The sequence below is a fragment of the Herbiconiux sp. J20-20 genome, assembly GCF_057365085.1.
Genome location: NZ_CP195122.1, coordinates 985,424 through 1,008,769, shown reverse-complemented (window position 1 = coordinate 1,008,769; position 23,346 = coordinate 985,424). Strand labels below are relative to the sequence as shown.

25 protein-coding genes are annotated in these 23,346 nt (G+C 71.3%); 15 read left to right on the top strand and 10 right to left on the bottom strand.

Going from position 1 to position 23,346, the window contains the following annotated elements:
* The first annotated feature begins 86 nt into the window (after positions 1–86).
* The 6 genes from ACR3ZA_RS04885 to ACR3ZA_RS04860 all read left to right on the top strand — a co-directional run bounded on the left by ACR3ZA_RS04885 (position 87) and on the right by ACR3ZA_RS04860 (position 6,618).
* The gene (locus ACR3ZA_RS04885) at positions 87–1,145 is read left to right on the top strand and encodes an acetamidase/formamidase family protein (protein ID WP_473660703.1); all 1,059 of its coding nucleotides are present in this window, start codon (positions 87–89) and stop codon (positions 1,143–1,145) included.
* Entirely contained in the window at positions 1,142–2,683 is a 1,542-nt protein-coding gene (locus ACR3ZA_RS04880; protein ID WP_473660702.1) for an AtzH-like domain-containing protein, read from the top strand. Before ACR3ZA_RS04885 ends, ACR3ZA_RS04880 begins: the two co-directional genes overlap by 4 nt.
* Positions 2,684–2,738: 55 nt before the next feature.
* Positions 2,739–3,965, top strand: coding sequence for an aminotransferase class V-fold PLP-dependent enzyme (locus ACR3ZA_RS04875; protein ID WP_473660700.1), 1,227 nt, complete (start codon positions 2,739–2,741; stop codon positions 3,963–3,965).
* Positions 3,962–5,254: an allantoate amidohydrolase gene (locus ACR3ZA_RS04870; RefSeq protein ID WP_473660699.1), complete on the top strand. Its 1,293-nt coding sequence runs from the start codon at positions 3,962–3,964 to the stop codon at positions 5,252–5,254. The genes ACR3ZA_RS04875 and ACR3ZA_RS04870 overlap by 4 nt, the downstream gene beginning before the upstream one ends.
* Before the next feature lie 102 nt (positions 5,255–5,356).
* Positions 5,357–6,271: a hypothetical protein gene (locus ACR3ZA_RS04865; protein ID WP_473660697.1), complete on the top strand. Its 915-nt coding sequence runs from the start codon at positions 5,357–5,359 to the stop codon at positions 6,269–6,271.
* Positions 6,268–6,618: a GntR family transcriptional regulator gene (locus ACR3ZA_RS04860; protein ID WP_473660696.1), complete on the top strand. Its 351-nt coding sequence runs from the start codon at positions 6,268–6,270 to the stop codon at positions 6,616–6,618. The genes ACR3ZA_RS04865 and ACR3ZA_RS04860 overlap by 4 nt, the downstream gene beginning before the upstream one ends.
* 79 nt (positions 6,619–6,697) lie before the next feature.
* Here the strand turns inward: ACR3ZA_RS04860 and ACR3ZA_RS04855 are convergent, their stop codons facing one another.
* Positions 6,698–7,012: a hypothetical protein gene (locus tag ACR3ZA_RS04855; RefSeq protein WP_473660694.1), complete on the bottom strand. Its 315-nt coding sequence runs from the start codon at positions 7,010–7,012 to the stop codon at positions 6,698–6,700.
* Between the two features lie 3 nt (positions 7,013–7,015).
* A complete protein-coding gene (locus ACR3ZA_RS04850) occupies positions 7,016–7,642 on the bottom strand; it encodes a methyltransferase domain-containing protein (protein ID WP_473660692.1) in 627 nt (208 codons plus the stop codon).
* Positions 7,643–7,692: 50 nt separating this feature from the next.
* On the opposite strand from ACR3ZA_RS04850, the gene ACR3ZA_RS04845 reads away from it, so the two are divergent.
* From ACR3ZA_RS04845 to ACR3ZA_RS04815, 7 genes are all read left to right on the top strand, one after another.
* Positions 7,693–8,385, top strand: a complete 693-nt coding sequence (locus ACR3ZA_RS04845; RefSeq protein ID WP_473660691.1) for a hypothetical protein — start codon at positions 7,693–7,695, stop codon at positions 8,383–8,385.
* Between the two features lie 51 nt (positions 8,386–8,436).
* On the top strand, positions 8,437–8,841 hold the full coding sequence (locus tag ACR3ZA_RS04840) for a DUF6855 family protein (RefSeq protein ID WP_473660690.1): 405 nt from the start codon (positions 8,437–8,439) through the stop codon (positions 8,839–8,841).
* 292 nt (positions 8,842–9,133) lie between these two features.
* A complete protein-coding gene (locus ACR3ZA_RS04835; RefSeq protein WP_473660688.1) occupies positions 9,134–10,195 on the top strand; it encodes a substrate-binding domain-containing protein in 1,062 nt (353 codons plus the stop codon).
* Positions 10,192–11,850, top strand: a complete 1,659-nt coding sequence (locus ACR3ZA_RS04830; protein ID WP_473660686.1) for an FAD-dependent oxidoreductase — start codon at positions 10,192–10,194, stop codon at positions 11,848–11,850. Before ACR3ZA_RS04835 ends, ACR3ZA_RS04830 begins: the two co-directional genes overlap by 4 nt.
* 10 nt (positions 11,851–11,860) lie before the next feature.
* Positions 11,861–13,144, top strand: coding sequence for an extracellular solute-binding protein (locus tag ACR3ZA_RS04825; protein ID WP_473660685.1), 1,284 nt, complete (start codon positions 11,861–11,863; stop codon positions 13,142–13,144).
* Entirely contained in the window at positions 13,144–14,097 is a 954-nt protein-coding gene (locus tag ACR3ZA_RS04820) for an ABC transporter permease subunit (RefSeq protein ID WP_473660683.1), read from the top strand. Before ACR3ZA_RS04825 ends, ACR3ZA_RS04820 begins: the two co-directional genes overlap by 1 nt.
* Positions 14,087–14,986, top strand: coding sequence for an ABC transporter permease subunit (locus tag ACR3ZA_RS04815; protein ID WP_473660681.1), 900 nt, complete (start codon positions 14,087–14,089; stop codon positions 14,984–14,986). Before ACR3ZA_RS04820 ends, ACR3ZA_RS04815 begins: the two co-directional genes overlap by 11 nt.
* A gap of 105 nt (positions 14,987–15,091) precedes the next feature.
* On the opposite strand, the gene ACR3ZA_RS04810 is transcribed toward ACR3ZA_RS04815, so the two are convergent.
* On the bottom strand, positions 15,092–15,661 hold the full coding sequence (locus tag ACR3ZA_RS04810) for an NTP transferase domain-containing protein (protein WP_473660679.1): 570 nt from the start codon (positions 15,659–15,661) through the stop codon (positions 15,092–15,094).
* A gap of 16 nt (positions 15,662–15,677) precedes the next feature.
* Between ACR3ZA_RS04810 and uraD the strand changes: the two genes are divergently transcribed.
* Together uraD and uraH are read left to right on the top strand one after the other, a co-directional pair.
* Positions 15,678–16,187: a 2-oxo-4-hydroxy-4-carboxy-5-ureidoimidazoline decarboxylase gene (uraD, locus tag ACR3ZA_RS04805; RefSeq protein ID WP_473660678.1), complete on the top strand. Its 510-nt coding sequence runs from the start codon at positions 15,678–15,680 to the stop codon at positions 16,185–16,187.
* Positions 16,184–16,510: a hydroxyisourate hydrolase gene (gene uraH / locus ACR3ZA_RS04800; protein WP_473660676.1), complete on the top strand. Its 327-nt coding sequence runs from the start codon at positions 16,184–16,186 to the stop codon at positions 16,508–16,510. Before uraD ends, uraH begins: the two co-directional genes overlap by 4 nt.
* 5 nt (positions 16,511–16,515) lie before the next feature.
* On the opposite strand, the gene ACR3ZA_RS04795 is transcribed toward uraH, so the two are convergent.
* From ACR3ZA_RS04795 to ACR3ZA_RS04765, 7 genes are all read right to left on the bottom strand, one after another.
* Positions 16,516–17,013, bottom strand: a complete 498-nt coding sequence (locus ACR3ZA_RS04795; protein WP_473660674.1) for a deaminase — start codon at positions 17,011–17,013, stop codon at positions 16,516–16,518.
* 89 nt (positions 17,014–17,102) lie between these two features.
* The gene (pucL, locus tag ACR3ZA_RS04790) at positions 17,103–18,020 is read right to left on the bottom strand and encodes a factor-independent urate hydroxylase (RefSeq protein ID WP_473660672.1); all 918 of its coding nucleotides are present in this window, start codon (positions 18,018–18,020) and stop codon (positions 17,103–17,105) included.
* A gap of 12 nt (positions 18,021–18,032) precedes the next feature.
* Positions 18,033–19,388 (bottom strand): allantoinase AllB, encoded by a 1,356-nt coding sequence (allB, locus tag ACR3ZA_RS04785; RefSeq protein ID WP_473660670.1) that lies wholly within the window; start codon positions 19,386–19,388, stop codon positions 18,033–18,035.
* Positions 19,385–20,413, bottom strand: a complete 1,029-nt coding sequence (locus ACR3ZA_RS04780) for a methylenetetrahydrofolate reductase C-terminal domain-containing protein (protein WP_473660668.1) — start codon at positions 20,411–20,413, stop codon at positions 19,385–19,387. Before ACR3ZA_RS04780 ends, allB begins: the two co-directional genes overlap by 4 nt.
* Before the next feature lie 211 nt (positions 20,414–20,624).
* A complete protein-coding gene (locus tag ACR3ZA_RS04775; protein ID WP_473660666.1) occupies positions 20,625–21,221 on the bottom strand; it encodes a pyridoxamine 5'-phosphate oxidase family protein in 597 nt (198 codons plus the stop codon).
* Positions 21,218–22,006 carry a creatininase family protein gene (locus ACR3ZA_RS04770; RefSeq protein WP_473660664.1) on the bottom strand — a complete coding sequence of 263 codons (789 nt, stop codon included), beginning with the start codon at positions 22,004–22,006 and terminating at the stop codon, positions 21,218–21,220. Before ACR3ZA_RS04770 ends, ACR3ZA_RS04775 begins: the two co-directional genes overlap by 4 nt.
* Positions 22,003–23,340, bottom strand: coding sequence for an FAD-binding protein (locus ACR3ZA_RS04765; RefSeq protein WP_473660662.1), 1,338 nt, complete (start codon positions 23,338–23,340; stop codon positions 22,003–22,005). The genes ACR3ZA_RS04770 and ACR3ZA_RS04765 overlap by 4 nt, the downstream gene beginning before the upstream one ends.
* Positions 23,341–23,346 lie beyond the last annotated feature (6 nt).

Sequence of the window (23,346 nt, the reverse complement as noted above, 5' to 3'; positions counted from 1 at the left end):
TGTCGGCGGGAACGCATCCCAGAAACACGGATGCGGTCGTGGAGAACTCCGGAGAAGCGACGCACTGCGCGCCGTAGTCTGGACTGATGCTTGAGATTCTGCAGCCGGGGGTCGGCCCGCACGGGGATGGGCCGTATCTTCCGGCCGATCCGCGGCACGTGTTCTGGGGCGTGCTGCCCTGCGAGACCGATACGCCGGTGCTCTCGATCGACTCGGGCGACGAGGTCACCATCGACACCCTCAGTCACGAGGGGCTGCTCGACGACCAGGGTTCCGACCCGGCGGCGTTCTTCGCCGGCCACGGGGTACCGCGCGAGCAGGTGCTCGACGACGCGGTCACCCTCGTCGCGACGCGCCAGCGCGGCGCCGACGACGGCCCGCACGTCGTCACCGGCCCGATCGAGGTGCGCGGCGCGGAGCCCGGCGAGCTGCTCGCGATCGACGTGCTCGAGACGATCCCGCGCGTGCCCTACGGCGTGATCTCGAACCGACACGGACGCGGCGCGCTGCCCGGCGAGTTCCCGCGCGGCGAGACGAACGTCAGCGTCTTCGCCGCTGCCCGCGACGGGCAGGGCTGGGTTCCGCGCGTCGAAGGCGGCGACGCCGACGTGCACTTCCCGCTCGACCCGTTCCTCGGCATCATGGGCGTCGCCGTTGCGGGCGACACCCGCCCGCACTCGGTGCCGCCCGGCCGTCACGGCGGCAACATCGACGTGAAGCTGCTGACCGTCGGCAGCACGCTCTACCTGCCGGTGCAGGTGGCGGGCGCGCTCGCCTTCGTCGGCGACCCGCACTTCGCGCAGGGCGACGGCGAGGTCGCGCTCACCGCGATGGAGGCCTCGCTGCGTGTGCGCCTGCGGTTCCGGCGGGTGCATTCCGACCATCCGCTCGCGCGTGTCGCGCGCCGCCACGGCCCGATCATCGAGACCCCCGAGTTCCTGGTGCCGACCGGGATGGATGCCGACCTGGGCGAGGCGAACCGCGCGGCCGTGCGCGCCGCGATCGACCTGCTGGGCGAGGTGCACGGCATGGACCCCGAGCACGCCTTCGCCTACCTCAGCGCGGCGACGGACTTCAACATCTCGCAGGTGGTCGACCGGGTCACCGGCGTGCACGCGCGCATTCGAAAGGCGGACTTCCAATGACGGTGTCGGTGAGCCTCCCGCAAGGAGTCGAGGAGCCCGACGGGCTCGTGGAGGCGGTGCTCGCCTACGAGACCGCCCTGATGTCGGACGACGTGGCGGCCCTCGATGCCGCCTTCGCACCGGGCTCGAGCACGCTGCGCGGCGACGCCACCGGGCTGCTGGTCGGACACGACGCGATCGCCGCGTTCCGGCGCGGACGCGGGGGAGCGCCGCAGCGCCAGCTGCTCGCCCTGCACGTGCGCCCGGTCGACGGCGACAACGCGCTCGTGGTGGCGGAGGTCGCGGCGCGCCGCGGCGGACGCGGGCTGCAGACCCAGCTCTGGCGTCGCGACGCCGAGCTCGGCTGGGTGGTGTCGGCGGCGCATGTGAGCGCGCCCGCCCCCGCCGTTGATGCGCGCATCTGGCGCACGGTCGGCACTCCGCTGGTGGCACCGCACGGCGACGGCGTGCTGGATGGGGTCGGCATCGCGGTGAAGGACCTGTTCGAGGTGAAGGGCTTCGCGCTCGGCGTCGGGAATCCGCGGTTTCTGGAAACCTCGAAGCCGGCCAAGCGCACCGCCCGGGCGCTGGAGGCGCTGCTGAAGGCGGGAGCCCACGTGACGGGCATCGCCCAGACCGACGAGTTCGCGTATTCGATCGCGGGCGCCAACGCGCACTACGGCACCCCGCCGAATGCGGCCGTGCCGGGCGCCCTGCCGGGCGGCTCCTCGAGCGGCCCCGGTTCGGCGGTGGCCAGCGGGCAGGCCGATCTGGGGCTCGGTACCGACACGGCTGGCTCGATCCGCGTTCCCGCCTCCTATCAAGGGTTGTGGGGCCTGCGGCCGACCCACGATGTGGTCTCGCTCGACGGCGTCTGGCCGCTCGCGCCCACCTTCGACACCGTCGGCTGGCTGACCCGCGACCCGGAGACCCTGCACAACGCGGTCGAGGCGACGCTCGGGGCGACCGAGCAGCGACTCGCGCCCGAGTTCGTCGTGGCCCCGTCGCTGCGCCGCGACCTCGACGCCGAGGTGCTGGAGGCCTTCGACGCGAGCGTGGCGCGCTTCTCGCCCGCCGAGGTCGACATCCCGGAGCCCGATGAGCTGCTGACGATCTTCCGCACCATCCAGCCCGCCGAGGCCTGGAAGAGCGACGGCGAGTGGGTGACGGCGAACCCCGGCACGCTCGGGCCGGGCGTGCGCGAGCGCTTCGAGATCGCGCAAGGCATGAGCGCCACGAGCGAGGCGGCCGCCCGCGAGGCGATGGCGGTGGCGCGCGAGCGCCTCGACTCGATCCTCGGGGATCGCATCCTGCTGCTGCCCTCGGCATCGTCCGCCGCGCCGAGCGCGCTGGCTTCGGCGGAGGAGCTGGAGGCGGTGCGCGGGGCGACGCTGCGGCTGTGCAGCGTGGCGGGCGTCGCCGGCCGACCCGCGCTGAGCGTGCCCGTGCTGAGCGCGACCGGTCCGACCGGTCGCCCCGCGCCGCTGGGTCTGTGCCTGGTGGGCCCTCGTGGCAGCGACCTCGCGCTCGTCGAACTGGCGGCCGACCTGTTCGGTTGATTCGAATGTTGCTCTGATCAACATCCCCGAAACATTCCCTTCCTAAGATGGGGCAGTGACCACTGCCTTGCCGATCAACCCGCCCGCCCGCCTCCTGATGGGTCCCGGCCCGATCACGGCCGACCCGCGCGTGCTGCGCGCCATGAGCGCCCAGCTCGTCGGGCAGTACGATCCGGCGATGACGGCCTACATGGCCGAGACGCAGGAGCTCTACCGCGGCGTCTTCGCGACCCGCAACGACGCCACCCTGCTGGTCGACGGCACCAGCCGCGCCGGCATCGAGGCGGCGATGGTGTCGCTGCTGGAGCCGGGGGACAAGGTGCTCGTGCCGGTCTTCGGGCGCTTCGGTCACCTGCTGCGCGAGATCGCGGAGCGCTGCGGCGCCGAGGTGCACGTCATCGAGCGTGAGTGGGGCACCGTCTTCACCACCGCCGAGATCGAGAAGGCGCTCATCGAGGTCAAGCCGAAGCTGCTCGCCGTCGTGCACGGCGACACCTCCACCACGGTCGCGCAGCCCTTCGACGAGCTCGGCGCGCTCGCCCACAAGCACGGCGCGCTGCTCTACAGCGACACCACGGCGAGCCTCGGCGGCAACACCTTCCTCACCGACGAGTGGGAGGTGGATGTGGTGAGCGCGGGCCTGCAGAAGTGCCTCGCCGGCCCCTCGGGCTCGGCCCCCATCACGATCTCGGATGCGGCGCGCGCCGTCATCGAGGCCCGCAAGTCGATTGAGGCGGGCATCCGCAGCGAGGGCGACCCGGTGCTGGCGAACCCGATCCGCTCCAACTATCTGGACCTGGCGCAGATCCTCGACTACTGGGGCCCGAAGCGCCTCAACCACCACACCGAGGCCACCACGATGCTGTACGGGGCGCGCGAGTGCGCGCGCATCCTGCTGGAGGAGGGCCTGGAGGCCACCGTCGAGCGGCACCGCCTGCACGGCGGCGCGATGGCGGCGGGCCTCGCCGGGCTCGGCTTCGAGATCTTCGGCGACCAGAGCGTGCGCATGAACAACGTGATCGGCGTGCACATCCCCGAGGGGATCGACGGCGACGCCGCGCGCGCGGCCATGCTCACCGACTACGGCATCGAGATCGGCACGAGCTTCGGCCCGCTGCACGGCAAGGTGTGGCGCATCGGCGTGATGGGCTACAACGCCCGCCGCGACACGGTGCTGACGACCCTCGCCGCGCTCGAACAGCTGCTGCGCCGCGGCGGCGTGACCGTTCCGGTCGGCGGCGGCGTGGATGCGGCGCTCGAGGCGTATGGGAGTGCCGCGTGACTTTGGGACTCGACGGAACCCCCGCGATCGACTCACTGCCCGCCGCGGAGCGCGTGCTGGCGCGCGCCGACGAGCTCGCGCGCCACTCCTCGATGGAGGACGGCATCGAGCGCGTCTACCTGAGCCCCGAGCACGCCCGCGTGAACGCGATCGCCGCCTCGTGGATGCGCGAGGCCGGCATGCACTCCTGGCAGGACGCCGCCGGCAACCAGTGCGGTCGCCGCTCCGACGACCCGGAGGGCATGCCCGCGCTGGTGCTCGGCTCGCACCTCGACACGGTGCCGGGCGCGGGACGCTACGACGGCATCCTCGGGGTGCTGGTGGCGATCGAGGTCGCCGAGCGGCTGGAGCACGTCGACCTGCCGTTCGCGCTCGAGGTGGTCGCCTTCGCCGACGAGGAGGGCACCCGCTTCGGGGCGACGCTGCTCGGCTCGCGCGCCTTCGCCGGCGGCTGGAAGTCGGAGTGGAACGAGCTGCAGGATGCCGAGGGCACGACGCTGCACGACGCGGCGCTGGCCTTCGGGCTCGACCCGGAGCGCATCCCGCTCGCCGCGCGCAAGCCGGAGGACGTGGTCGCCTACCTGGAGGCGCACATCGAGCAGGGCCCGAGCCTGGAGCGGCTCGACCGCGCGCTCGGCGTCGTCACGTCGATCGCCGCGGCCGAGCGGCGGCTGATCCGCGTGGTGGGGGAGTCCCGGCACTGCGCGACGCCGTGGGAGATCCGCCGCGACGCGCTGCAGGGCGCCAGCGAGATGATCCTCGCGATCGACCAGATCGCGCGCGACCACAACAGCCCGGCGACGATCGGCCACATCTCGGTCGAACCGGATGCGGTGAACGTCATCCCCGGTCTCGCCGAGTTCAGCCTCGACCTGCGCGACGCCACCGCGGAGGGGCGCGACATGACGTGGGAGGCGATCCGCCGCCGCATCCGCGAGATCGCGCTCGACCGCAGCCTGTCGCTCGAGGTCGAGTCGACGCACGCCGCGCCCGAGATGGTGTGCGCGCCGCACCTGCGCGAGTCGATTGCGGCGGGCATCCGCTCGACCGGCGACGAGTCGCCGCTCGACCTGTTCAGCGTGGCCGGCCACGACGCGATGGCGGTCGGCGAGCTCACCGACGTGGCGATGCTGTTCGTGCGCTGCGCCGGGGGCATCAGCCACCACAAGGACGAGTCGGTGCGACTCGACGACGTGGCGGCCTCGATCGACGCGATGCACGCGGCGGTGCTCGACGTGGCGCTGCGCTACTCGGCGGGCGACGCGGATGCGCCGGGACTGGTGCCGTAGGGCTCCTTTCGCTGGTCGCCCGTGATCGCGGCGATCGCCAGGTGTATCGTCACCGTGTTACATTTCAGTGTATCTGGCAGCTGACACACTTCTGGAGGCGTTGTGACACTGGTATTTCTCCTGCTGGTGTTCGGGCAGTCGCTGTTGGGTCCTGTCGCGGCCCTTGTCTGGTGGGCGGCATACGGCCGGCGCCGTGGCGGCCTGCGAGGGGCCGCCGCCGTCACGGTCGCTGTCGCTGCCATGGTCGGTCTGCTGGGAGACGGGATCGGTCGCATCGTCGGAGCGGGGCTGTCGTGGTTGATCCCGGTCGACCTGCCGGCATCGTTCTGGGACCTCTACGGGGACTTCCGGTTCCTTGTTCCGCCGATCGCGGGCCTGGTCGCCATGATCGTGCTGACCTTCCCGGTCATCGGCCGAAGAACGTCCACCACGGCCGTCCTGACGCCGCGGGGCCCGTTGAGCTTCATCCGCCCTCGCTGGCTGATCGCCCCCGGCATCGTCCTGGCGCTTCTCGTGATCCTCACGATCTGGTGTGGGGCGGTCTCGCAGCCCGAAGAGGGCACCGGCAAGTACACGATGTGGCTGATCGAGATCGGCGGCGAGTATGTCATCGGCACCAGCATCTACGGCTGGTTCTACTCGCTCCCCGTGCTCGCCGTCCTGGGCGTGATGCTGATCGTCGCCGGGATCAACCTCGCGCTGATCGCGAGACCCGCGTTCGCCGAAGACATCGAAGCCGATCAGCGGAGTCGAGAGCTGCGCTCCCGCAACGTGATCGCAGCGATCACCGCGACGCTGTTCCTCAGCCTGTCCCAGGCGCTGGGGCTCGTCGCGGGCGCGGCGAGCCTGCGCGGGAGCTTCGGGGCCTTCAGCTCGTGGACTCCCATCGCCGCGCTCGAACCCGTTCTGGGTGCCACGTCGTACATCGCCGCCGCGCTCGGCGTCGCCTTCTGGGTCAGCATCGCGCTGACCGCCGTGCCGACCCGCGCACGAACCCTTGCCCGGGCCACGACATGAACATCACGCTGGCCGGCGCGGCACCGCCGACGGAACAGATCCGAGATCAGCTCCGCGGCCTCATCGCCTCAGGACAGCTCGCCGCGGACCAGCGCCTCCCCTCGGTTCGACAGCTCGCGGCTGACCTCGGGGTCGCACCCGGAACCGTCGCCAAGGCGTACCGCGCCCTCGAAGCCGACGGCCTCCTGGCCACCCGCATCGGCGCGGGCACGCGCGTCGCGACCAGCGCCACCACGATCTCTCGCGCCGTCCTCGATGCGGCACACCGCTTCAACTCGGCGAGCACGGAAGCCGACCTCGACCTCGACGAGGCCATCCGGGTGCTGCGTGCGATTTGGCGCGACTAGGGCGCCCCTCCCGCATCCTCGGCCTTACGGTGGCGGTCTGGTTCCGCAGCTGGGTTGAGGGGTCATTCGCGACCCTGCGTCACACCTCGACGCGGCCGCGCAGCGCCTCGAGGATCTGCTCGCGCGTCGGGAGCCCGGCGAGACCCGCAGGCGTGCGATAGACGCGGCACGCGAGGTCGTTGGTCGCACCGTCGGAGGGGAACAGGTCGGTGCCGTCGACCTCGATCGTCGGCGAGCCGGCGAAGGCGGTGCCGATGGTGTCCTCCGGCGTCGCGAGCAGTTCCACCGCGATGGGGATGTCCGAGAGGCCGAGCTCATCGAGGGCCGCGCGCAGTCGCACCTCGGCGTCGGCCCAGTTCGGGCACGCGTCGATGTGCAGCAGGCGGATTCGCACGAGCTACTCCGCGAGTCTCCGCACGATGACGACCGAGTCGAGGAGCACCGCCGACTCCCCGTCGGGGCCGGTCGCCGGGCGCTCGCGCACCTCGGCGGCGACCGTCTCCCAGTCATCCGCCGACAGGTCGAGCGCGGCGAGCTCCTCGGCCGGGGTCGGCATCTCGGCGTGGAAGTGCTTCGACCACGGCGGCGGCGCCGCGTGCGCCACCACGAGCAGGTGCCCGCCGGGGGCGACGAGGGTGGCGGCGTGGCCCAGGATCGCCTCGCGCGAGAGCGTCACGTTCGACTGCAGAAAACAGGCGCTGACCAGGTCAAAGCGCAGCTCGGTGGTCCACGTCTCCAGGTCGGCCGCGACCCAGGTGTTGCGGTCGGCGGGGATGCCGCGGCGGGCCGCCTCGTCGGCGCCGCGGCGCACTGCGGTCGGCGAGATGTCGACGCCGGTGACACGCCAGCCCTGTTCGGCCAGCCACAGGCTGTCGCCGCCTTCGCCGCATCCGAGATCCAGGGCGGTGCCCGGGGTCAGCTCGCTCGCGGCGGCGACGAGGGAGGCGTTGGCGCGGCCCGACCACACCTGGGTGGCGGTCGAGTAGCGCTCTTCCCAGTACTGGGCGGCTTCGTTCTGAGACATGACGTTGAGAATACGCGCGACGACGCCTTCCGGCTGGCACAGTGAAGTGCATGCGACCACCGGGATGCGCCGTCTGCGGCGAGCTGCTGGCGGAGCCCGCCGGAGGGCTGGTGCGCTTCCAGCCCACCGACGAATCGCGCGCCTGGCGGGAGCGCTCCGCGGCGGAGGGATTCGTCGGTCACCCGCCCGATGAGGAGTGGTTCTGCGCGGTGCACGCCGCCGCTGCCCGCGACCTCGCCGCCACGCACACCCGCCCTGCTGCGCTCCGGCGCATCGCCTTCGACGCGCGCCGTGCTGCGAACAGGCTGCCGCCGGTCGTGACTCGCCCGATCTCACCCCTCGACATCGACGAGCTCGGGCAGGCGTTTCGCGGTCTGGTTCCGGCGCTCGCCGAGCTTGTCGGGGTGCCGGTGCCCCGGTTGGAGCGGGTGAGCACGCGCACCTGGCATCCGATGGATGGCGCTGTCGCCCCGGACTGCCCGTACGCCGACGACATCCGGTGGACCGACCCCGACGCCCCCATCGGCGTCTCCGGCGACCGCGCCTGGTGGAACGACCGCGATCTCGGGCGCGCGAGTGAAACCCTGTCGGTGCGGGTGCCCCGGCGCGGCATCGATGTGAGCATCGTGGGCGCGATCCCCGCCGACGGCTCGACACGGCAGGTCAGCGAGCTGATGATTCTCCGCGAGCTGCCCGACGACGTCGCGGCGCTGCTGGATGCCGCCGTGCCGCCCGCGCCCTAGCCCCCGGCGGGGTCGCAGAGTAGCGTCGAATCAACGACGGAGGAGACGGCGATGAGCGGAAGCGGCACCAAGGACGAGCCCTGGGAGCTGACCACCGCGCCCGGGTCGAGCGCGTACACGATGTACCGCGACTTCGATGCCGACCCGCCCGCCCTCGTCTGCCAGGTCGGCTCAACGAAGCTGTCGTACCACGTGAGCGCAATCGACGACCTGTACGCGTGGCTGCGCGAGCAGGGGGACTGGGTCGACCTCGGGGCCGCCGACGAGAAGAAGGAGCCCGCCCCTGGCACGGTCGAGGCGTGGGGGCGTGACGCATCCAATCCGGTCGGCGGCTGGTACGGCCTCCGGAAGGGCTACCGCGGGCGCTTCGGCATGTACCTGCCTCCGCTACTCGAGGCGCTCGGCCTCGCCGAGCTGACCCACGAGGCCCGCAACAACCGCGTCCGCGCCATCTAGCCCCGCCCCCCTTCCGCCGAGCGCTACCGAGATCCACGACCGCGCCCGGTTCTTCGGTAGCGCTCGCGTATTTGGGTAGCGCTCGGCGGGGGCCGGGCGGGGGCCGGGCGGGGCCGGGCGGGGGCCGGGCGGGGACGGCGCGGGGGCCGGGTTGACAGGGGGCGGGATGGGCCGCGTATACTCGCCCGCAGTGCTAATGCGCATTAGCAGATCGACAGCAAGGTGCTAATGCGCATGAGCGCCCCACGACACCGCACCACCGGCATCGCCGCCGAACAGAACGAGGACTTCGATGACGAACCCGCAGAACGGCTCGCAGCGCGTCACCCAGCGCCGCATCGCCGAGCTCGCTGGCGTGAGCCAGTCCACGGTGTCGCTGGTGCTCAACGGCAAGGCGGATGCGCTCAGCCGCATCCCCGCCGAGACCCGCGAACGCGTCGAGCGCGTGCTCCGCGAGGCCGAGTACGTCGCCGACCCCGCCGCGCGCCGCCTCGCCGGCGTCGGCAACCGGCTCATCGGCGTCTTCACTTACGAGCCCGCCTTCCCGAGCGCCAGCCTCGACTTCTACGCAGCCCTGCTCACCGGCATCGAGTCCGAAGCCGAGCAGCTCGGCTACGACCTGCTGCTGTTCACGAGCGCCCCCGTCAGCGGCGGGCGTCGCAGCCTGTTCCACGAGAGCAACCGACTCCGTCTCGCCGACGGCTGTCTGCTGCTGGGTCAGGAGATGGACAGCAGCGAGCTCGAGCGGCTCGTCGAGAGCGGCTTCCCGTTCGTCGCGATCGGTCGACGCGACGCCGCTGGCGTTCCCTACGTCGCCGCCGACTACGTCACGGGCACGGCCGAACTGGTCGCCCGCAGCTGGGAGCTCGGCCATCGGCGCATCGCGATGCTGCACCTCGACAGCACCGGTGAGTCGGTGCTCGACCGCCGCGCCGGACTCGTCGACGAGCTCGCCCGCCGCGGCACCGAACCGGTGCTGCTGCGCGCCAGCGACGGGCACGACCTCGACGCCGACTGGGCTGCCCTCCGTGACTCCGGCGCCACCGTTCTCTTCGTCGAAGCCCCCGCCCACGCGCTCGCGATCTCCCGCCGTGCTGAGGCGGAGGGTCTTGAGATTCCGCGCGACCTCTCGATCATCGCCCTCGCCGACCCGTCGCGCGGCACCGAGATCGGTCCCGACTTCACCCGGTTGAGCCCGCCGCGCACGCAACTCGGCTCCGAAGCTCTCGCCCTGCTCGGGCGCATCCTCGACCCCCGCACGGAGGTGCCCGCAGACGAGCTGCGCATCACCCTGCCGTGCGCCATCACCGACGGCGCCACGCTGGCGGCGCCGCGAACGGAGACCACTCGATGACCACCGACACCGGACTGGGCGCCCCGGCGCGCGGCGGACACCGCGACGAGCTCGCCTGCGACATCCTCGTCGTCGGGGGAGGGCTCGGCGGAGTCGCCGCGGCGATCGCCGCCCTCGACGCCGGCCGCACGGTCGTGCTCACCGAGGAGTACCGCTGGCTCGGCGGGCAGCTCACCAGCCAGGGCGTGCCCGCGGACGAGCACAGCTGGGTCGAGCAGTTCGGCGTGACCGCACGGTTCCGGGCGCTCCGCAACGGCATCCGCGACTACTACCGTCGCCACTACCCGCTGACCGCGGCGGCACGCGCGCTGCCGACCCTGAACCCGGGCAACGGACTCGTCGGCCGGGTCTGCGCCGAGCCGCTCGCGAGCGTCGCCGTCCTCGACGAGATGCTGGCGCCGTATCGCGCCACCGGCCGCCTCATCGTGCTGCAGCCGGCCGTGCCGGTCGCCGCCTCCGTCGCGGATGACCGGGTCGACTCCGTCACCGTGCGTCTCACCGACGACGACCGCGACGTCACAATCACGGCGGGCTTCGTGCTCGACGCCACCGAGCTCGGAGACCTGCTGCCGCTCGCCGGAGCCGAGCACGTCACCGGCTTCGAGTCCCGCGCCGACACCGGGGAGCCGAGCGCTCCCGACGAGGCCCAACCGCTCAACCAGCAGGCCTTCAGCTGGTGCTTCATCGTCGACCACGTCGAGGGCGATCACACCATCGACAAGCCCGCCAACTACGACTACTGGCGCGCACGGCAGCCCGAGTTCTGGGGCGCCCCGATGATCTCGCTCACCGGCCCCGACCCGCGCACCCTCGAGATCTTCACTCGCACCTTCACGCCGAATCCGGCGCCGCTCGGCGACCTCGTTGCCGACCAGGGCAAGGATGCCGGCGACCGCGAGCTGTGGACCTTCCGCCGCATCATCGACCGCACCAACTTCGTCGACGGCACCTACCCGAGCGACGTCGTGCTCGTGAACTGGCCGATGATCGACCACATCGACGCGCCGCTCGTCGGCCCCGGCGTCACCGCCGAGGACGCCGAGCGAGCCATGCAGTCCGCCCGCGAGCAGTCGCTCGCGATGCTCTACTGGCTGCAGACCGAGGCGCCGCGCGCCGATGGCGGCACCGGACTGCCGGGGCTGCGCCTGCGCGGCGACCTCGGCCAGGGCCCCGACGGCCTGATGATGGCGCCGTACATTCGCGAGTCGCGCCGCATGCTCACCGTCGGGCGCCTCACCGAGAACGAACTCTCGATCGCCGCATCCGGGCAGTCCGGGCCGTACACCACCGACGACAGCGTCGGCGTGGGCATGTACCGCATCGACCTGCACCCGACGACGGGCGGCGACAACTACCTCGACATGGAAAGTCGACCCTTTGAGATTCCGCTGGGCATTCTCATCCCGCAACGGATGACGAACCTGATTCCCGCGGGAAAGAACGTCGGTACCACCCACATCACCAACGGGGCCCTGCGGCTCCACCCGGTGGAGTGGAACATCGGCGAGGCGGCAGGAACGCTAGCAGCCTTCTGCCTGGATCGCGCGGTTGGCCCCCGCGCGGTCCACACCGCTCCCGCACTGCTGCGGGAGTTCCAATCCCTGCTCACCCAAGGAGGCGTCGAGCTGCACTGGCCCGACGTCACCGGTTACTAGGAGAACACCAATGAGATCAGCAAGGAAGCTGACGGGGGTCACCCTGCTAGCAGCGAGCGCGCTCGCACTGACGGCCTGCACGAGTGCCGGCCCGGCCGAACCCACCGAGGACATCGACCTCCGGATGACCATCTGGTCATCGAACGAGGCGCACCTCGAGCTCTTCAACGGGATCGCCGACGCCTACATGGCAGACCACCCCGAGATCGCGTCGATCACCTTCGACCCGCTGCCCTTCGACGGCTACACCAGCACCATCACCACCCAGATCGCCGGCGGCAACGCCCCCGACCTGGCGTGGGTGCTGGAGAACGCCGCGCCCGACTTCGTCGCGAGCGGCGCGCTGCTGCCGCTCACCGAGACGCTGCAGAGCGTCGAGGGCTACGAGTACGACGACATCTCGCCGAGCGCCGCGGGCCTCTGGATGAGCGGTGACGACCTCGTCGCCTACCCGTTCAGCACCTCGCCGTTCGTCGTGTTCGTCAACGACGATCTGCTCGCCGAAGCCGGACAGCCCTCGGGTGCCGAGCTGCTGGCAAGCGGCGACTGGAACTGGGAGACGGTCAGTGAGATCGGGTCCGCAGTGAACGGCGCGACCGGCAAGGCCGGATTCGTCATCCGCGACTTCGAGTACCTCAACTGGGACTACCTCAGCACCGTCTGGAACGGCTGGGGTGCCGCGCCGTGGAGCGACGACGGCGCGCAGTGCACCTTCGACGCGCCCGAGATGGTGGAGGCGTTCGAGTTCCTGCACGCCGCCGCGTTCGAGCAGAACTCGATGCCCGGCCCGGGAACGACCGCCGACTTCTTCGCGGGTGAGGCGGCCTTCACGGTCACCCAGATCTCGCGAGCGAGCCTGCTCGCCGACGGCGGCTTCGGGTGGGACCTGCTCCCGCTGCCGGAAGGCCCCGAGGGCGAGTACTCGGTGACCGGCCAGGCCGGCATCGGCGTGCTCTCGCAGAGCGCCAACACCCAGGCCGCGGCCGAGTTCCTGGCGTTCTTCACGAACCCCGAGAACTCGAAGCAGCTCGCCGCGTACTTCCCGCCGCCGCGCGAGTCGCAGCTCAACGCCGAGACCCTCTCGGCCGCGAACCCGCTGCTCACGCCCGAGCAGATCGAGAACGTCGTCGTGCCCGGCATCGCGACCGGTGAGGTGCGGCCCAGCCACACCGACTCGGCCGAGATCAGCCAGCAGGTGCGTGCCGCGCTCGACGCCATCTGGACGGCCGATGCCGACATCGCGTCCGTGCTGGCGACGACCTGTGGCGACATCGAGTCGCTTCTCGCGGGCTGATGACCGCATCCACCCCTCCGGTGCTTCCGGCTCGGGCTTCGGCCCGGGCCGGGGGCGCCCCCGGCCGGCGGCGGTTGGGTCACCGTCAGCGTGATGCGCTCGTCGGCTACCTCTTCGTCGCCCCGCAGCTCATCGGCATCACCCTGTTCGTGCTGGTGCCGCTCGGGCTGATCTTCTACTACGCCTTCCACGAGTGGAACGTGCTCGCGGGCACCTTCACCTTCGTCGGACTCGACAACGTCGAGAAGCTGTTCACCGATCCGCGCCTCGGCCCGGTGCTGCAGGCCACCGGCATCTTCTCGGGCGGTCTCGTGGTGCTGAACCTCGGGCTCGCGCTGCTGCTCGCCGTGCTGCTCAACCGCCGCTGGCGGGGGATCACCGCCTTCCGCACCATCTTCTTCTCGCCCGTCGTCGTCTCCCTGGTCGCCTGGACGATCGTGTGGGGCTTCCTGCTGCAGGACAACGGAGGCATCAACGGCCTGCTCGCCGTCGTCGGCGTCGATGGACCGAACTGGCTGCGCGAGGGGTGGACGGCGATGCTGGCCGTCATCATCGTGCAGGTCTTCAAGAACGTCGGACTCAACATGGTGCTCTTCCTCGCCGCGCTGCAGGGCGTTCCGCAGGAGCTGCAGGAGGCGGCCCGGGTCGACGGTGCCGGACGCGCCACCATCTTCGGGCGGATCATCCTCCCGCTCATCTCGCCCACCATCCTGCTCACGCTGATCATCACGATCGTCGGATCGCTGCAGGTCTTCGCTCAGATCGCCGTGCTCACGCAGGGCGGCCCGGGCATCTCCACGACCGTGCTCGTCTACTACCTCGTGCAGCAGGCCTTCGACTTCCATCAGTTCGGCTACGGGTCCGCGCTCGCGATCCTGCTGTTCCTGATCGTGCTCGTGCTGACGATCGTGCAGTGGCAGCTGCGCAAGAAATGGGTCTTCCATGAGAACTGAGCTCGCTCCGAGCCCGCTGCCGGTCGCGACGCGGGTCCCGCCGACCCGCCGCGTGACCGTCGCGCCCGCCCGCCGTGTCGTCTTCTACGGCGTGCTCAGCATCCTGGCGGTGCCGTTCGTCTCCCCGACCTGGTGGATGATCACCTCCTCGTTCAAGCCGGTCGGCGAGATCTTCGCGTTCCCGCCGACGCTGTGGCCCGCGAACCCGACCCTGCAGGCCTACGTGGATGCGTTCACGCTGCAGCCCTTCGCGCAGCAGTACTTCAACAGTCTCTACATCGCCGCGTTCGTGACGCTCGGCACGATGCTCATCTCGTCGCTCGCCGGCTACGCGTTCGCGCGGATCACCTTCCCCGGCCAGAACGCGCTGTTCCTCGTCGTGCTGACCGGGCTGCTGATTCCGAGCGAAGTGACGATCGTGCCGCTGTTCCAGATCTTCAACACCTGGGGTCTGATCAACACGCACTGGCCGCTGCTGCTGGTGACCACCTTCGGTGCGCCGAGCGTGCTGGCGACGTTCATCATGCGGCAGTTCTTCATCACGCTGCCGGTAGAGCTCGAAGAGGCCGCGCGCCTCGACGGCCTGGGGCGCTTGGCGATCTGGTGGCGGATCGCGATGCCGCTGGCGCGCACGGCGCTCGCCGCGGTGGCGATCTTCACGTTCCTGAACGTGTGGAACCTCTACCTGGAGCCGACCGTGTATCTGCTGTCGCCGGAGCTGTTCACGCTTCCGCAGGCGCTCACCCGCTACACGGATGCCTACGGCGGAGAGATGTGGAACGTGCAGCTCGCGGCGGCCACCATGACCGCGCTGCCCGTGCTCGTGGTCTTCGTCTTCGCCCAGAAGCAGTTCGTCGAGGGCCTCGCCCAGACCGGCCTCAAGGGCTGACCCCCGCCCGCGCTCTCCCGCCGAGAGCTACCGAAACTTGCGAGCGCCACCGGAGAACCGGGCGCGGCCGTGAGTTTGGGTAGCGCTCGCCGGGTCAGGCGGGGGTCAGGGCGGGGTGTCGAGGTCGGCGCCGGTCCAGAGGTCGGCGCAGTCGATCTCGCGGGCGGCGTGGGCGCGCAGGTAGGGGCCCGCGCCGCGGTCGCCGTGCGCCTCGGCGGCGGCGGCCCAGTGATCTCGACCGAGGAGCACCGGATGCCCGGGGCGCCCCGCGAACACCGCGCGAGCGAGCGCGTCGGCGCCCGGCTCCACGCTCGCGAGCACGCGCGACACCACCTCGGCGGGCAGCCCCGGCAGGTCGACGAGCGTGAGGAGGGCGGCCGAGGCGGGGGAGGTGTCGAGTGCGTGCAGTCCCGCGCGCAGTGAGGCCGAGAGCCCCTGCGCCCAGTCGTCGGCGACGACCACGGCGACGCCGTCCGGCACGAGCGCGCGCGCCTCGTCGGCACTCGCCCCGAGCACGACGGTGACGTCGGCGCATCCGCCCGCCCGCAGCGCGGTCACGGCGAGGTGCAGCCATGGGGTGCCTGCCTCGTCGCGCCGCAGCGCCTTCGGCCCGCCCGCGCGGGTGCCCGCACCGGCGGCGAGCACGAGACCCGACACGCGCGCGAAATCCACCATGACTACAGTTGAGCACATGAGCAGTGCACGCCTGATCGGCGAAGACGACAACGCGCTGCGTGCCGGACTGACGGCGGCGCTCGGCGTGCGGCGCTGGGTGGATGAGGTCGCCTCGGCGGCCCCGTTCGCCGACCTGGCCGAACTGCGCTCGGTCGCCTCCGCGGCGGGCGCCGACCTGAGCGATCGCGAGATCGAGGAGGCACTGGCGCACCACCCGCGCATCGGCGAGAAGCCGGTCGGCGAGGGGGCGGCGCAGGCGTTCAGTCGCCGCGAGCAGTCCTCGGTCGACGCCGACGACGCCGAGATCAATGAGCGGATCGCCGCGGGCAACGCCGCCTACGAGGCCCGCTTCGACCGGGTCTTCCTGATTCGCGCGGCGGGCCGCTCGCGGGCCGAGATCCTCGCCGAACTCGACCGCCGCATCGAACTCGACCACGAGTCGGAGCTGCAGAACGTGCGCGAGCAGCTGCTCGAAATCGCGTTGCTGCGCCTCGACCAGATGTTCCACGAGGGAGTGCTCGGATGAGCCGCATCACCACCCATGTTCTCGACACCGCCCACGGGATGCCCGCCGCGGGCGTGCCGGTGCGGCTGCTCGACGGCGACGGCGCCACGATCGGCACCGGCCACACCAACGCCGATGGGCGCGTCAAGGAGCTCGGCCCCGAGGAGCTCGCAGCGGGCATCTACACGCTCGTCTTCGACACGCAGCGCTACTTCGACCTGATCGAGGTGGAGGCGTTCTACCCGAGCGTCACCATCGCGTTCCATGTGCGCGACCCCGACGAGCACTTCCACGTGCCGGTGCTGCTGAACCCCTTCGGCTTCAGCACCTACCGCGGCAGCTGAGCCGCTCAGTAGTCGGTGCGGGCCTCGTTGGCGCGCCAGGCATCGAACGGCGCGACGGCGTCGTCGGTGCGCACCTCATCGACGCTCGGGTGCTGCCACTCGGAGCTCGGCTGCTCGAACATCGCGTAGAACGCGGAGTCGTCGAAGCCGCCCTCGGCAGCGTCGTGCCGGTTCGCGGTGAACACCACGCGGTCCAGGCGCGACCAGAGCGCCGCCGAGAGGCACAGCGGGCACGGCTCGCAGCTCGTGTAGAGGGTGGCGCCCGCGAGCGAGAAGTCGCCGACCGTCTGGCAGGCGGCGCGGATCGCCATCACCTCGGCGTGCGCGGTCGGGTCGAGGTCGCGCGTGACGCGGTTCTGACCCTCGCCGAGCACGGTGCCGTCGGCGGCCACGATGAGGGCGCCGAAGGGGCCGCCGCCGGCGGCGACGTTCTCGGTGGCGAGGGTGACGGCGCGGGCGAGGTGCTTCGCGTCGGATTTCGATACGCCCTGCGGGCGACTCAATCCGCTGTCGGGTTTCGATACGCGACCCGAAGGGTCGCTACTCAACCCGCTGTCGGATTTCGATACGCCCTGCGGGCTACTCAACCCGCTCATGCGAGGCCTGCCGAGTGGCGCCAGGCGCTGCCCGCATCCGGGGCGTCGTCGCGTGCGATGGTCGCCTCGATGAGGCCGTAGGGCCGGTCGTCGGCGTGGAAGACCTCGTTGTTGTTCTCGAGGCCGAACGGCGCCAGGTCGACGACGAAGTGGTGCTTGTTGGGAGCGACCAGGTGGATCTCGACCAGCTCGGGGAAGGTCTCGAGCACCGCCTTGCCCATGTGCCACAGCGTCTGCTGCAGGGCGAGCGACTGCAGGGTCGCGAACTCGCGGATCATGACGGCCTTCACCCCCGGGTAGAGCGCCTCCCAGTCGACACTGTCGACCGCGGCCGGGTCGACCCGCCACTTCGCGGTGAGCGAGGTCGCCATCACGCGGTCGGTGGTCGGCTGCAGGGTCGTGTACTCGTCCACCAGGAAGTCGTGGAACTCGGAGCCGGTCGACTTCAGGATGATGAAGTCCTTCAGGCCGCCGACCACGTGCGTGACCGTCTCGCCGGCCTCGCCCGGCTCGACCGTGATCGCGGCGGTGCGCACCTCGGGTCCGGTGCGGGTCCAGGTGTGGGTGTGCTCGACGCCCTCGATCACGGCACGCTGCCAGGTGAACTCCTCGATCTCGACGCGCGCGCCGACGACCGGCTCGACGTCGTCGACGAAGTGGCGGGCGAGCGTGACGCCGTAGGCCTCGGGGGAGGCCACCCCGTGCTTCTTCGCGAACGCGTAGGCGGTGTTCTTCTGGGTGTCGGTCGGCAGCACGAGCGACTGGTCACCGGTCAGGTATGCCTCGTCGAACGGGCCGCGCAGCGCCGTCGACACGTTGAGGTCGCGGATCTCGTGACGGGCCGTGTCGCGGACGATGCGCACGAGGTGCGTCTCGGCCTTGCCGTACTGGTGGTTCGTGAGGGAGATGGCCATGGGTGAATCCTCTCAGGCTGTGGGGGAGGTGTCGGGGGCCGGGCGCTCGAGCATGTTGCCTGCTCCCGCCGCGGGGGCGACGCCGCCGACCCAGGTGCGGCGGATCTCGCCGCGCACCTCCAGGCCGTCGTAGGCGGTCACCGGGTTCTTGTGCAGCAGTTCGCCCGCATCCACGACGCGCCAGGCGTCGGGGGCGAACACCGCCAGGTCGGCGTCGGCGCCCACCGCGAGCCGCCCCTTGCGCTCGAGCCGGGCGAAGTCGGCGGTGGCGCGCGCCATCAGATCGACGACCTTCGACAGCGGCACCCCGGCCACCGACGCGGCCGTCCACACCGCGGAGAGCCCCAGCTGAAGGCCGGCGATGCCGCCCCACGCCTGCCCGAAGTCGCCGTCGCCCTTGAACTTCAGCTCCGCCGTCGAGGGGGAGTGGTCGGTGACGATGATGTCGATCGTGCCGTCGACCAGCGCCTCCCACAGCGCATCCCGGTTGGCGGCGTCGCGGATCGGCGGGGCGCACTTGAAGCTGGTCGCCGCATCCGGAACCTGCTCGCTCGTGAGCGACAGGTAGTGCGGGCAGGTCTCCACCGTCAGCGGCAGGCCTTCGGCCTTCGCGGCCCGGATCGCGGGCAGCGCGGCGGCGCTCGAGAGGTGCAGGATGTGCGCCCGGCAGCCCGTCTCGCGCACCCCCGCGATGACGCCCTCGATCGCCGAGACCTCGGCGTCGTCGGGGCGGCTGGCGACGTAGTCGGCGTAGTGCGTTCCGCCGGCGTTCTCGTGGTCGTGCAGCACGTGCGGGTCTTCGGCGTGAACGATCAGCAGGCCGTCGAAGGCGGCGATCTCGACCATCGCGGCACGCAGCTGCTCCGCGTCGAGGTGCTCGAACTCGGGGACGCCGCTCGGGGCGAGGAAGCACTTGAAGCCGAAGACCCCGGCGTCGTGCAGCTCGCGCAGGTGTCCCAGGTTCTGCGGAACGGCGCCGCCCCAGAATCCGACGTTCACGCTCAGCTGGCCGTCGGCCGCCGCGCGCTTCGTCGCCAGATTCTCGGGCGTCGTGGTGGGCGGCACCGAGTTCAGCGGCATGTCGATCACGGTGGTGACCCCGCCCGCGGCGGCCGCGGCGGTCGCGCTGAGGAAGCCCTCCCACTCGGTGCGGCCCGGCTCGTTGATGTGCACGTGGGTGTCGACGAGGCCCGGCAGCAGCACCTCATCGGCGGCCAGGGTGACCGTCTCGGTGCCCGACATGACCGGGGCATCCGGGGCGTGCTCGGCGATCGCGACGATCGTGCCGTCGGTGACGCCGAGCTCGACGTCGGTGAACGCGCCGTCGATGAGACCGCGCCCGCGGATCACCAGGTCGTAGTTCGTCATGCCGTCACCCCGATCCGGTCGGCGATCTCGGCGAGAGCCTCGGCGAAGGCGAGCTCCTGGCCGGGGCCCGCGCCTCCGGACAGGTCGACGCCGACGACGCCCTCGAGCTCGAGGAAGCGCGTCGAGAGCTCGGCCGCCGCAGCGATGCCCGCCTCGCGGGGGTCGTCCGCCGCCAGAATGCCGTCGAGGTAGCCCTCGGGCAGGGCGAGCGAGGTGAAGCCGCGAATGAGTTCGGCGCTGCCGCGGTCGACGATGATGGGCACGCACGGAATGTACCCGACGGAGACGTCAAGAGCCCGAGCCGACGTGATGAACTCCCGCACCGGCCCGACGCCGCCCGCGTGGTTCACGAAGCAGATGTCGGCGCCCGCGTGCTGCTTCTGCAGCAGCCGGGCGGGGCGCTGATCGGTCGGTGGCGACAGCGGGGCCTCGGCCACCGACACCAGGTGGCCGGCGCGCTTCGCGAGGGCGGCGATCTCGGTCGAGTCGAGGTCGAAGACGGCGGCCGCGTCGGGGCGCGAGCCGATGCGCGGGTGGTCGCCGGTGACGGAGTGCACGCCCGCGGCGCCCGCGTGGGCGAGGGCGGCGAGCTCGGCTTCGAGCGCGACGCGGTTGCGGTCGCGAGCGTTGACGCCCATCCAGGCCGCCAGACCCTCGGACTGGATCAGGGATGCCCGGTAGGCGGGCGGGAACTGCACCCGGGCGGTGCCCGAGTCGCCGGCGAGCACGACGTCGACGTGCCCGCGCAGGGCGCGTGCGCAGTCGCGCAGCGAGTCCGCGTCGAGGGCGCGCGCCGGGAAGTCGGCGATGACGATCGGGCGGGTCGCGATCAGTTCGCGCATCGCCTCGCCGCCGGCGGAGGGGACGGGATCGGGCACCGGGTCGGCCATCATGCGCGGAGGTTCGCGGTGCGCGGGGGCGATGCCGCGCCAGGTGACGGTGGCGGCGTCGACGAACACGCACGCGTGGTCGGCGACTTCGCAGGTGCCGTCGAACTCGACGCCGCCGCAGGGGCCGTACTCCATGCTCTTCGGGCACGCGAAGCTTGCCGGTTGAGTAGTCGGCGAAGCCGACGTATCGAAACCGCGGGCGTGCTGGGCGGGTTGAGTAGTCGGCGCACCCGACGTATCGAAACCGCCTGAGGGGTCTCGATACGCGCCTGCGGCGCTACTCGACCGGCTCACAGTTGCGGGTTGAGTAGTCGACGGAGTCGACGTATCGAAACCGCGGTCGTCGTCAGCCGGCAAGGAGCTTCACCGTCCACTGCGGGTCGGTGACGCTCGCGCGCGTGTAGTCGACGCGGCGGCTCGCCGTCTCGGCGCTGCCGATCCAGAAGCTCAGCCGCAACGGGCGGATCAGGTGCCCGATCCAGGTCGGGGGCTGCCCGATCCCGTCGGCGTGCGCGGCCTTGAACGCGCTCCACGACTCGATGCGGTCCTCCTGCGGCAGGCTCGCGAACTCGATCGTGTTCTGCCACGCCAGCTGCTGCAGGTATTCGGAGCGGTTCGCGTAGGCGCGTGCCTGCTCATCCGCGGAGGCGACCTCGGCGAGACCCTGGATCACGAGCTGCCGGGCCTCCTCGGGGAAGCGCGCCACGATCGCGGCACCCGGGTTCGCGGCCAGCTGCGCGACCTTGCGCGAGCGCGAGTCCTCGTGGATGTAGAAGCCCTGCTCGTCGTATTCGCTCAGCAGTTGCGTGCGGGCGTCGGGGATCCCGTCCAGGCCGATGGTCGCCACCGTGACGACCGGGCGCTCGGGGTTCTCGTTCGAGGGCAGCCACTCGCGCAGCAGCTCCCACGGGTCGGAGGGAACGTCGTGCAGCTTGAGGTTCATCGCGCCGCTCCGGGGAAGAAGCGCGAGATCTCCTCCAGCGCGGCGACGCCGTCGGCGACGAGCTCGTCCGCCACGCGCGCACCGACCTCGGCGCTCGAGCCGGTCGGATCGCCGACGACCCCGGCGGAGTCGAAGTCGTCGCTCAGCCAGCCGATCTGCACCGGCTTGCCGGCGAAGCCGATCCGGCTGAAGTCGGCGATCTGGTCGGGAACGGCGCGCTCGGCGAGGTCGAGGTGGACCAGGTCGGGGCGCAGGTGCATGACGAGTGACGTCTCGCCCCAGCCGCCGTGGATGCCGAAACCGCGCTCGTCGGGACCTTCGACTCCGTCGCCGGCGGGCACCGCCACGTTGATGAGGAACGTGCGCAGCCCGTGCAGCCGGCGGAGCTCGCGCAGCGCCACCTGCAGCAGCGCCACGTTGCCGCCGTGCCCGTTGTAGAAGACGACGGTCTTTGCGGGCGTGTTGGCGATCGAGGCGCCGATCTCGCGCAGGGTGGCGAGCAGCGTGTCGGCGCCGATCCACGCCGTGCCGGGCGCCCAGTGGTGCTCGTCCGACTTGGTGTACGCCAGCGGAGGCATCCGCCAGACGTCCAGGCCCGTCTCGACCGCAGCATCCACGACGCGGGCCGACATCTCGTCGGCCATCAGCAGATCGGTGACGAGCGGCAGGTGGGCGCCGTGGTGCTCGATCGAGCCGACCGGCAGCACGATGATCGAGTCGGCGGTGAGGGTGGTGGCGAGCGCCGGGCCGGAGAGCTCGGCGAGTTCGCGCGTGCTGCCGCTCACAGCTGGCTGCCGGTGGCGACGGGCGCCGCGCGCTGCAGCTTGCCCGGGTTCAGTAGACCCTGCGGGTCGGTCGTCTCGGCGAGCTCGGCGGTGCGCACGGGCTCGTAGTCGACGAACCACTGGTGCGGGTTGTGGTAGCCGATGCCGAGCGCTTCGAGCTTCGCGAAGCCCGCGTAGACGTCCTCGGCGCTGGTGTAGCGACCGGCGAGCATGCCGATCGGGCGGTCCTTCTGGCCCTCGATGTGCAGCATGCCGCCCTCGTAGACGGCGTGAACCTCGTCGATGCGGGTGGTGAGCGCGTCGCCCGCGACCTCGACGTGGAAGTAGGTGTTCGGGTACGCCTTCTGCAGCCACTCGATCGGGTGGTTGTAGCTGGTCATGCTGAGCTTCACGGTCGCCTGGGCGCCCTCGCGGACATCCTCGACCCGGCCGCCCGCGGCCTCGACGAGCGCGCGCGCCTCCTCGACGGAGGTGACATCGAGGATCGCGCGCAGGCTCGCACGGCCGGCGGGGATCGCCGGATCCTTCGGCAGCGCCTCGGCGAGGGTCGCCAGATCGCCGGAGACCAGACGCGGCGTCGGCTCCAGCTTCGAGAACGGCGTGATCAGGTCGAGCACCTGCTGGAAGTCGTCGAAGCTCGCCAGGAACGCGCGCCACTCCTGCAGCGGCTCCAGACGCAGCGTGATGCGCGCCAGGATGCCGGCGGTGCCGTAGTTGTGGATGTACGGCTCGGTCGCCTCGCCCTCCAGGTGCACGAGCGTCGCGTCGGGCACCGCGTGCACGACGTCGAGTGCGGTGACGAAGCCGGTGTGCAGCATGCCGTTCTTGATCGACCCGGTGCCGCCGGAGCCGCCCGAGACGAAGCCGCCGAGCGTGGACTGCGCGGTCGAGGGGTACATCGGCAGCTGCTGGCCGGTCTTGGCCGCGGCCTGCTCCAGGGCGATCATCGTCGCACCGGCGTCCGCGATCAGGTAGCCGTCGCCGACCTCAATGATCGAGCGCGCCTTCGAGGTGTCGAGCACCAGCCCACCGGACATCGGGATGCCCTGGCCGTAGTTGCCGGTGCCCTTTCCGCGCGGGGTGATCGGCACGCCGTGGCGCACGGCGGCGCCGACGACCTCGGCGATCTGCTCGGCCGAGGTCGGGAACGCCACCAGCTGGGCGCGGCCCAGCGGCAGCTGCTCGCCGATCACCGGCGAGAGGTGCGAACCGTCGATGGAGGCGCGCTCGAGGCTCGCCTCTTCGTCGCTCACGCCGAGCTCACCCAGCAGGGTGCGCAGTTCGGCGGCGAGGGCGTCGACGCGGGCCGTGTCGACGGCGGGGAGAGTGCTCATGGTGGG

Excerpts from the sequence above, each read along its gene's own strand:
- ACR3ZA_RS04885 (WP_473660703.1), top strand. The coding sequence starts at position 87 with ATGCTTGAGATTCTGCAGCCGGGGGTCGGCCCGCACGGGGATGGGCCG.
- ACR3ZA_RS04880 (WP_473660702.1), top strand. The coding sequence starts at position 1,142 with ATGACGGTGTCGGTGAGCCTCCCGCAAGGAGTCGAGGAGCCCGACGGG.
- ACR3ZA_RS04860 (WP_473660696.1), top strand. The coding sequence starts at position 6,268 with ATGAACATCACGCTGGCCGGCGCGGCACCGCCGACGGAACAGATCCGA.
- ACR3ZA_RS04850 (WP_473660692.1), bottom strand. The coding sequence starts at position 7,642 with ATGTCTCAGAACGAAGCCGCCCAGTACTGGGAAGAGCGCTACTCGACC.
- ACR3ZA_RS04845 (WP_473660691.1), top strand. The coding sequence starts at position 7,693 with ATGCGACCACCGGGATGCGCCGTCTGCGGCGAGCTGCTGGCGGAGCCC.
- ACR3ZA_RS04840 (WP_473660690.1), top strand. The coding sequence starts at position 8,437 with ATGAGCGGAAGCGGCACCAAGGACGAGCCCTGGGAGCTGACCACCGCG.
- ACR3ZA_RS04835 (WP_473660688.1), top strand. The coding sequence starts at position 9,134 with ATGACGAACCCGCAGAACGGCTCGCAGCGCGTCACCCAGCGCCGCATC.
- ACR3ZA_RS04830 (WP_473660686.1), top strand. The coding sequence starts at position 10,192 with ATGACCACCGACACCGGACTGGGCGCCCCGGCGCGCGGCGGACACCGC.
- ACR3ZA_RS04825 (WP_473660685.1), top strand. The coding sequence starts at position 11,861 with ATGAGATCAGCAAGGAAGCTGACGGGGGTCACCCTGCTAGCAGCGAGC.
- ACR3ZA_RS04820 (WP_473660683.1), top strand. The coding sequence starts at position 13,144 with ATGACCGCATCCACCCCTCCGGTGCTTCCGGCTCGGGCTTCGGCCCGG.
- ACR3ZA_RS04815 (WP_473660681.1), top strand. The coding sequence starts at position 14,087 with ATGAGAACTGAGCTCGCTCCGAGCCCGCTGCCGGTCGCGACGCGGGTC.
- ACR3ZA_RS04810 (WP_473660679.1), bottom strand. The coding sequence starts at position 15,661 with ATGGTGGATTTCGCGCGCGTGTCGGGTCTCGTGCTCGCCGCCGGTGCG.
- uraD (WP_473660678.1), top strand. The coding sequence starts at position 15,678 with ATGAGCAGTGCACGCCTGATCGGCGAAGACGACAACGCGCTGCGTGCC.
- uraH (WP_473660676.1), top strand. The coding sequence starts at position 16,184 with ATGAGCCGCATCACCACCCATGTTCTCGACACCGCCCACGGGATGCCC.
- pucL (WP_473660672.1), bottom strand. The coding sequence starts at position 18,020 with ATGGCCATCTCCCTCACGAACCACCAGTACGGCAAGGCCGAGACGCAC.
- allB (WP_473660670.1), bottom strand. The coding sequence starts at position 19,388 with ATGACGAACTACGACCTGGTGATCCGCGGGCGCGGTCTCATCGACGGC.
- ACR3ZA_RS04780 (WP_473660668.1), bottom strand. The coding sequence starts at position 20,413 with ATGGAGTACGGCCCCTGCGGCGGCGTCGAGTTCGACGGCACCTGCGAA.
- ACR3ZA_RS04775 (WP_473660666.1), bottom strand. The coding sequence starts at position 21,221 with ATGAACCTCAAGCTGCACGACGTTCCCTCCGACCCGTGGGAGCTGCTG.
- ACR3ZA_RS04765 (WP_473660662.1), bottom strand. The coding sequence starts at position 23,340 with ATGAGCACTCTCCCCGCCGTCGACACGGCCCGCGTCGACGCCCTCGCC.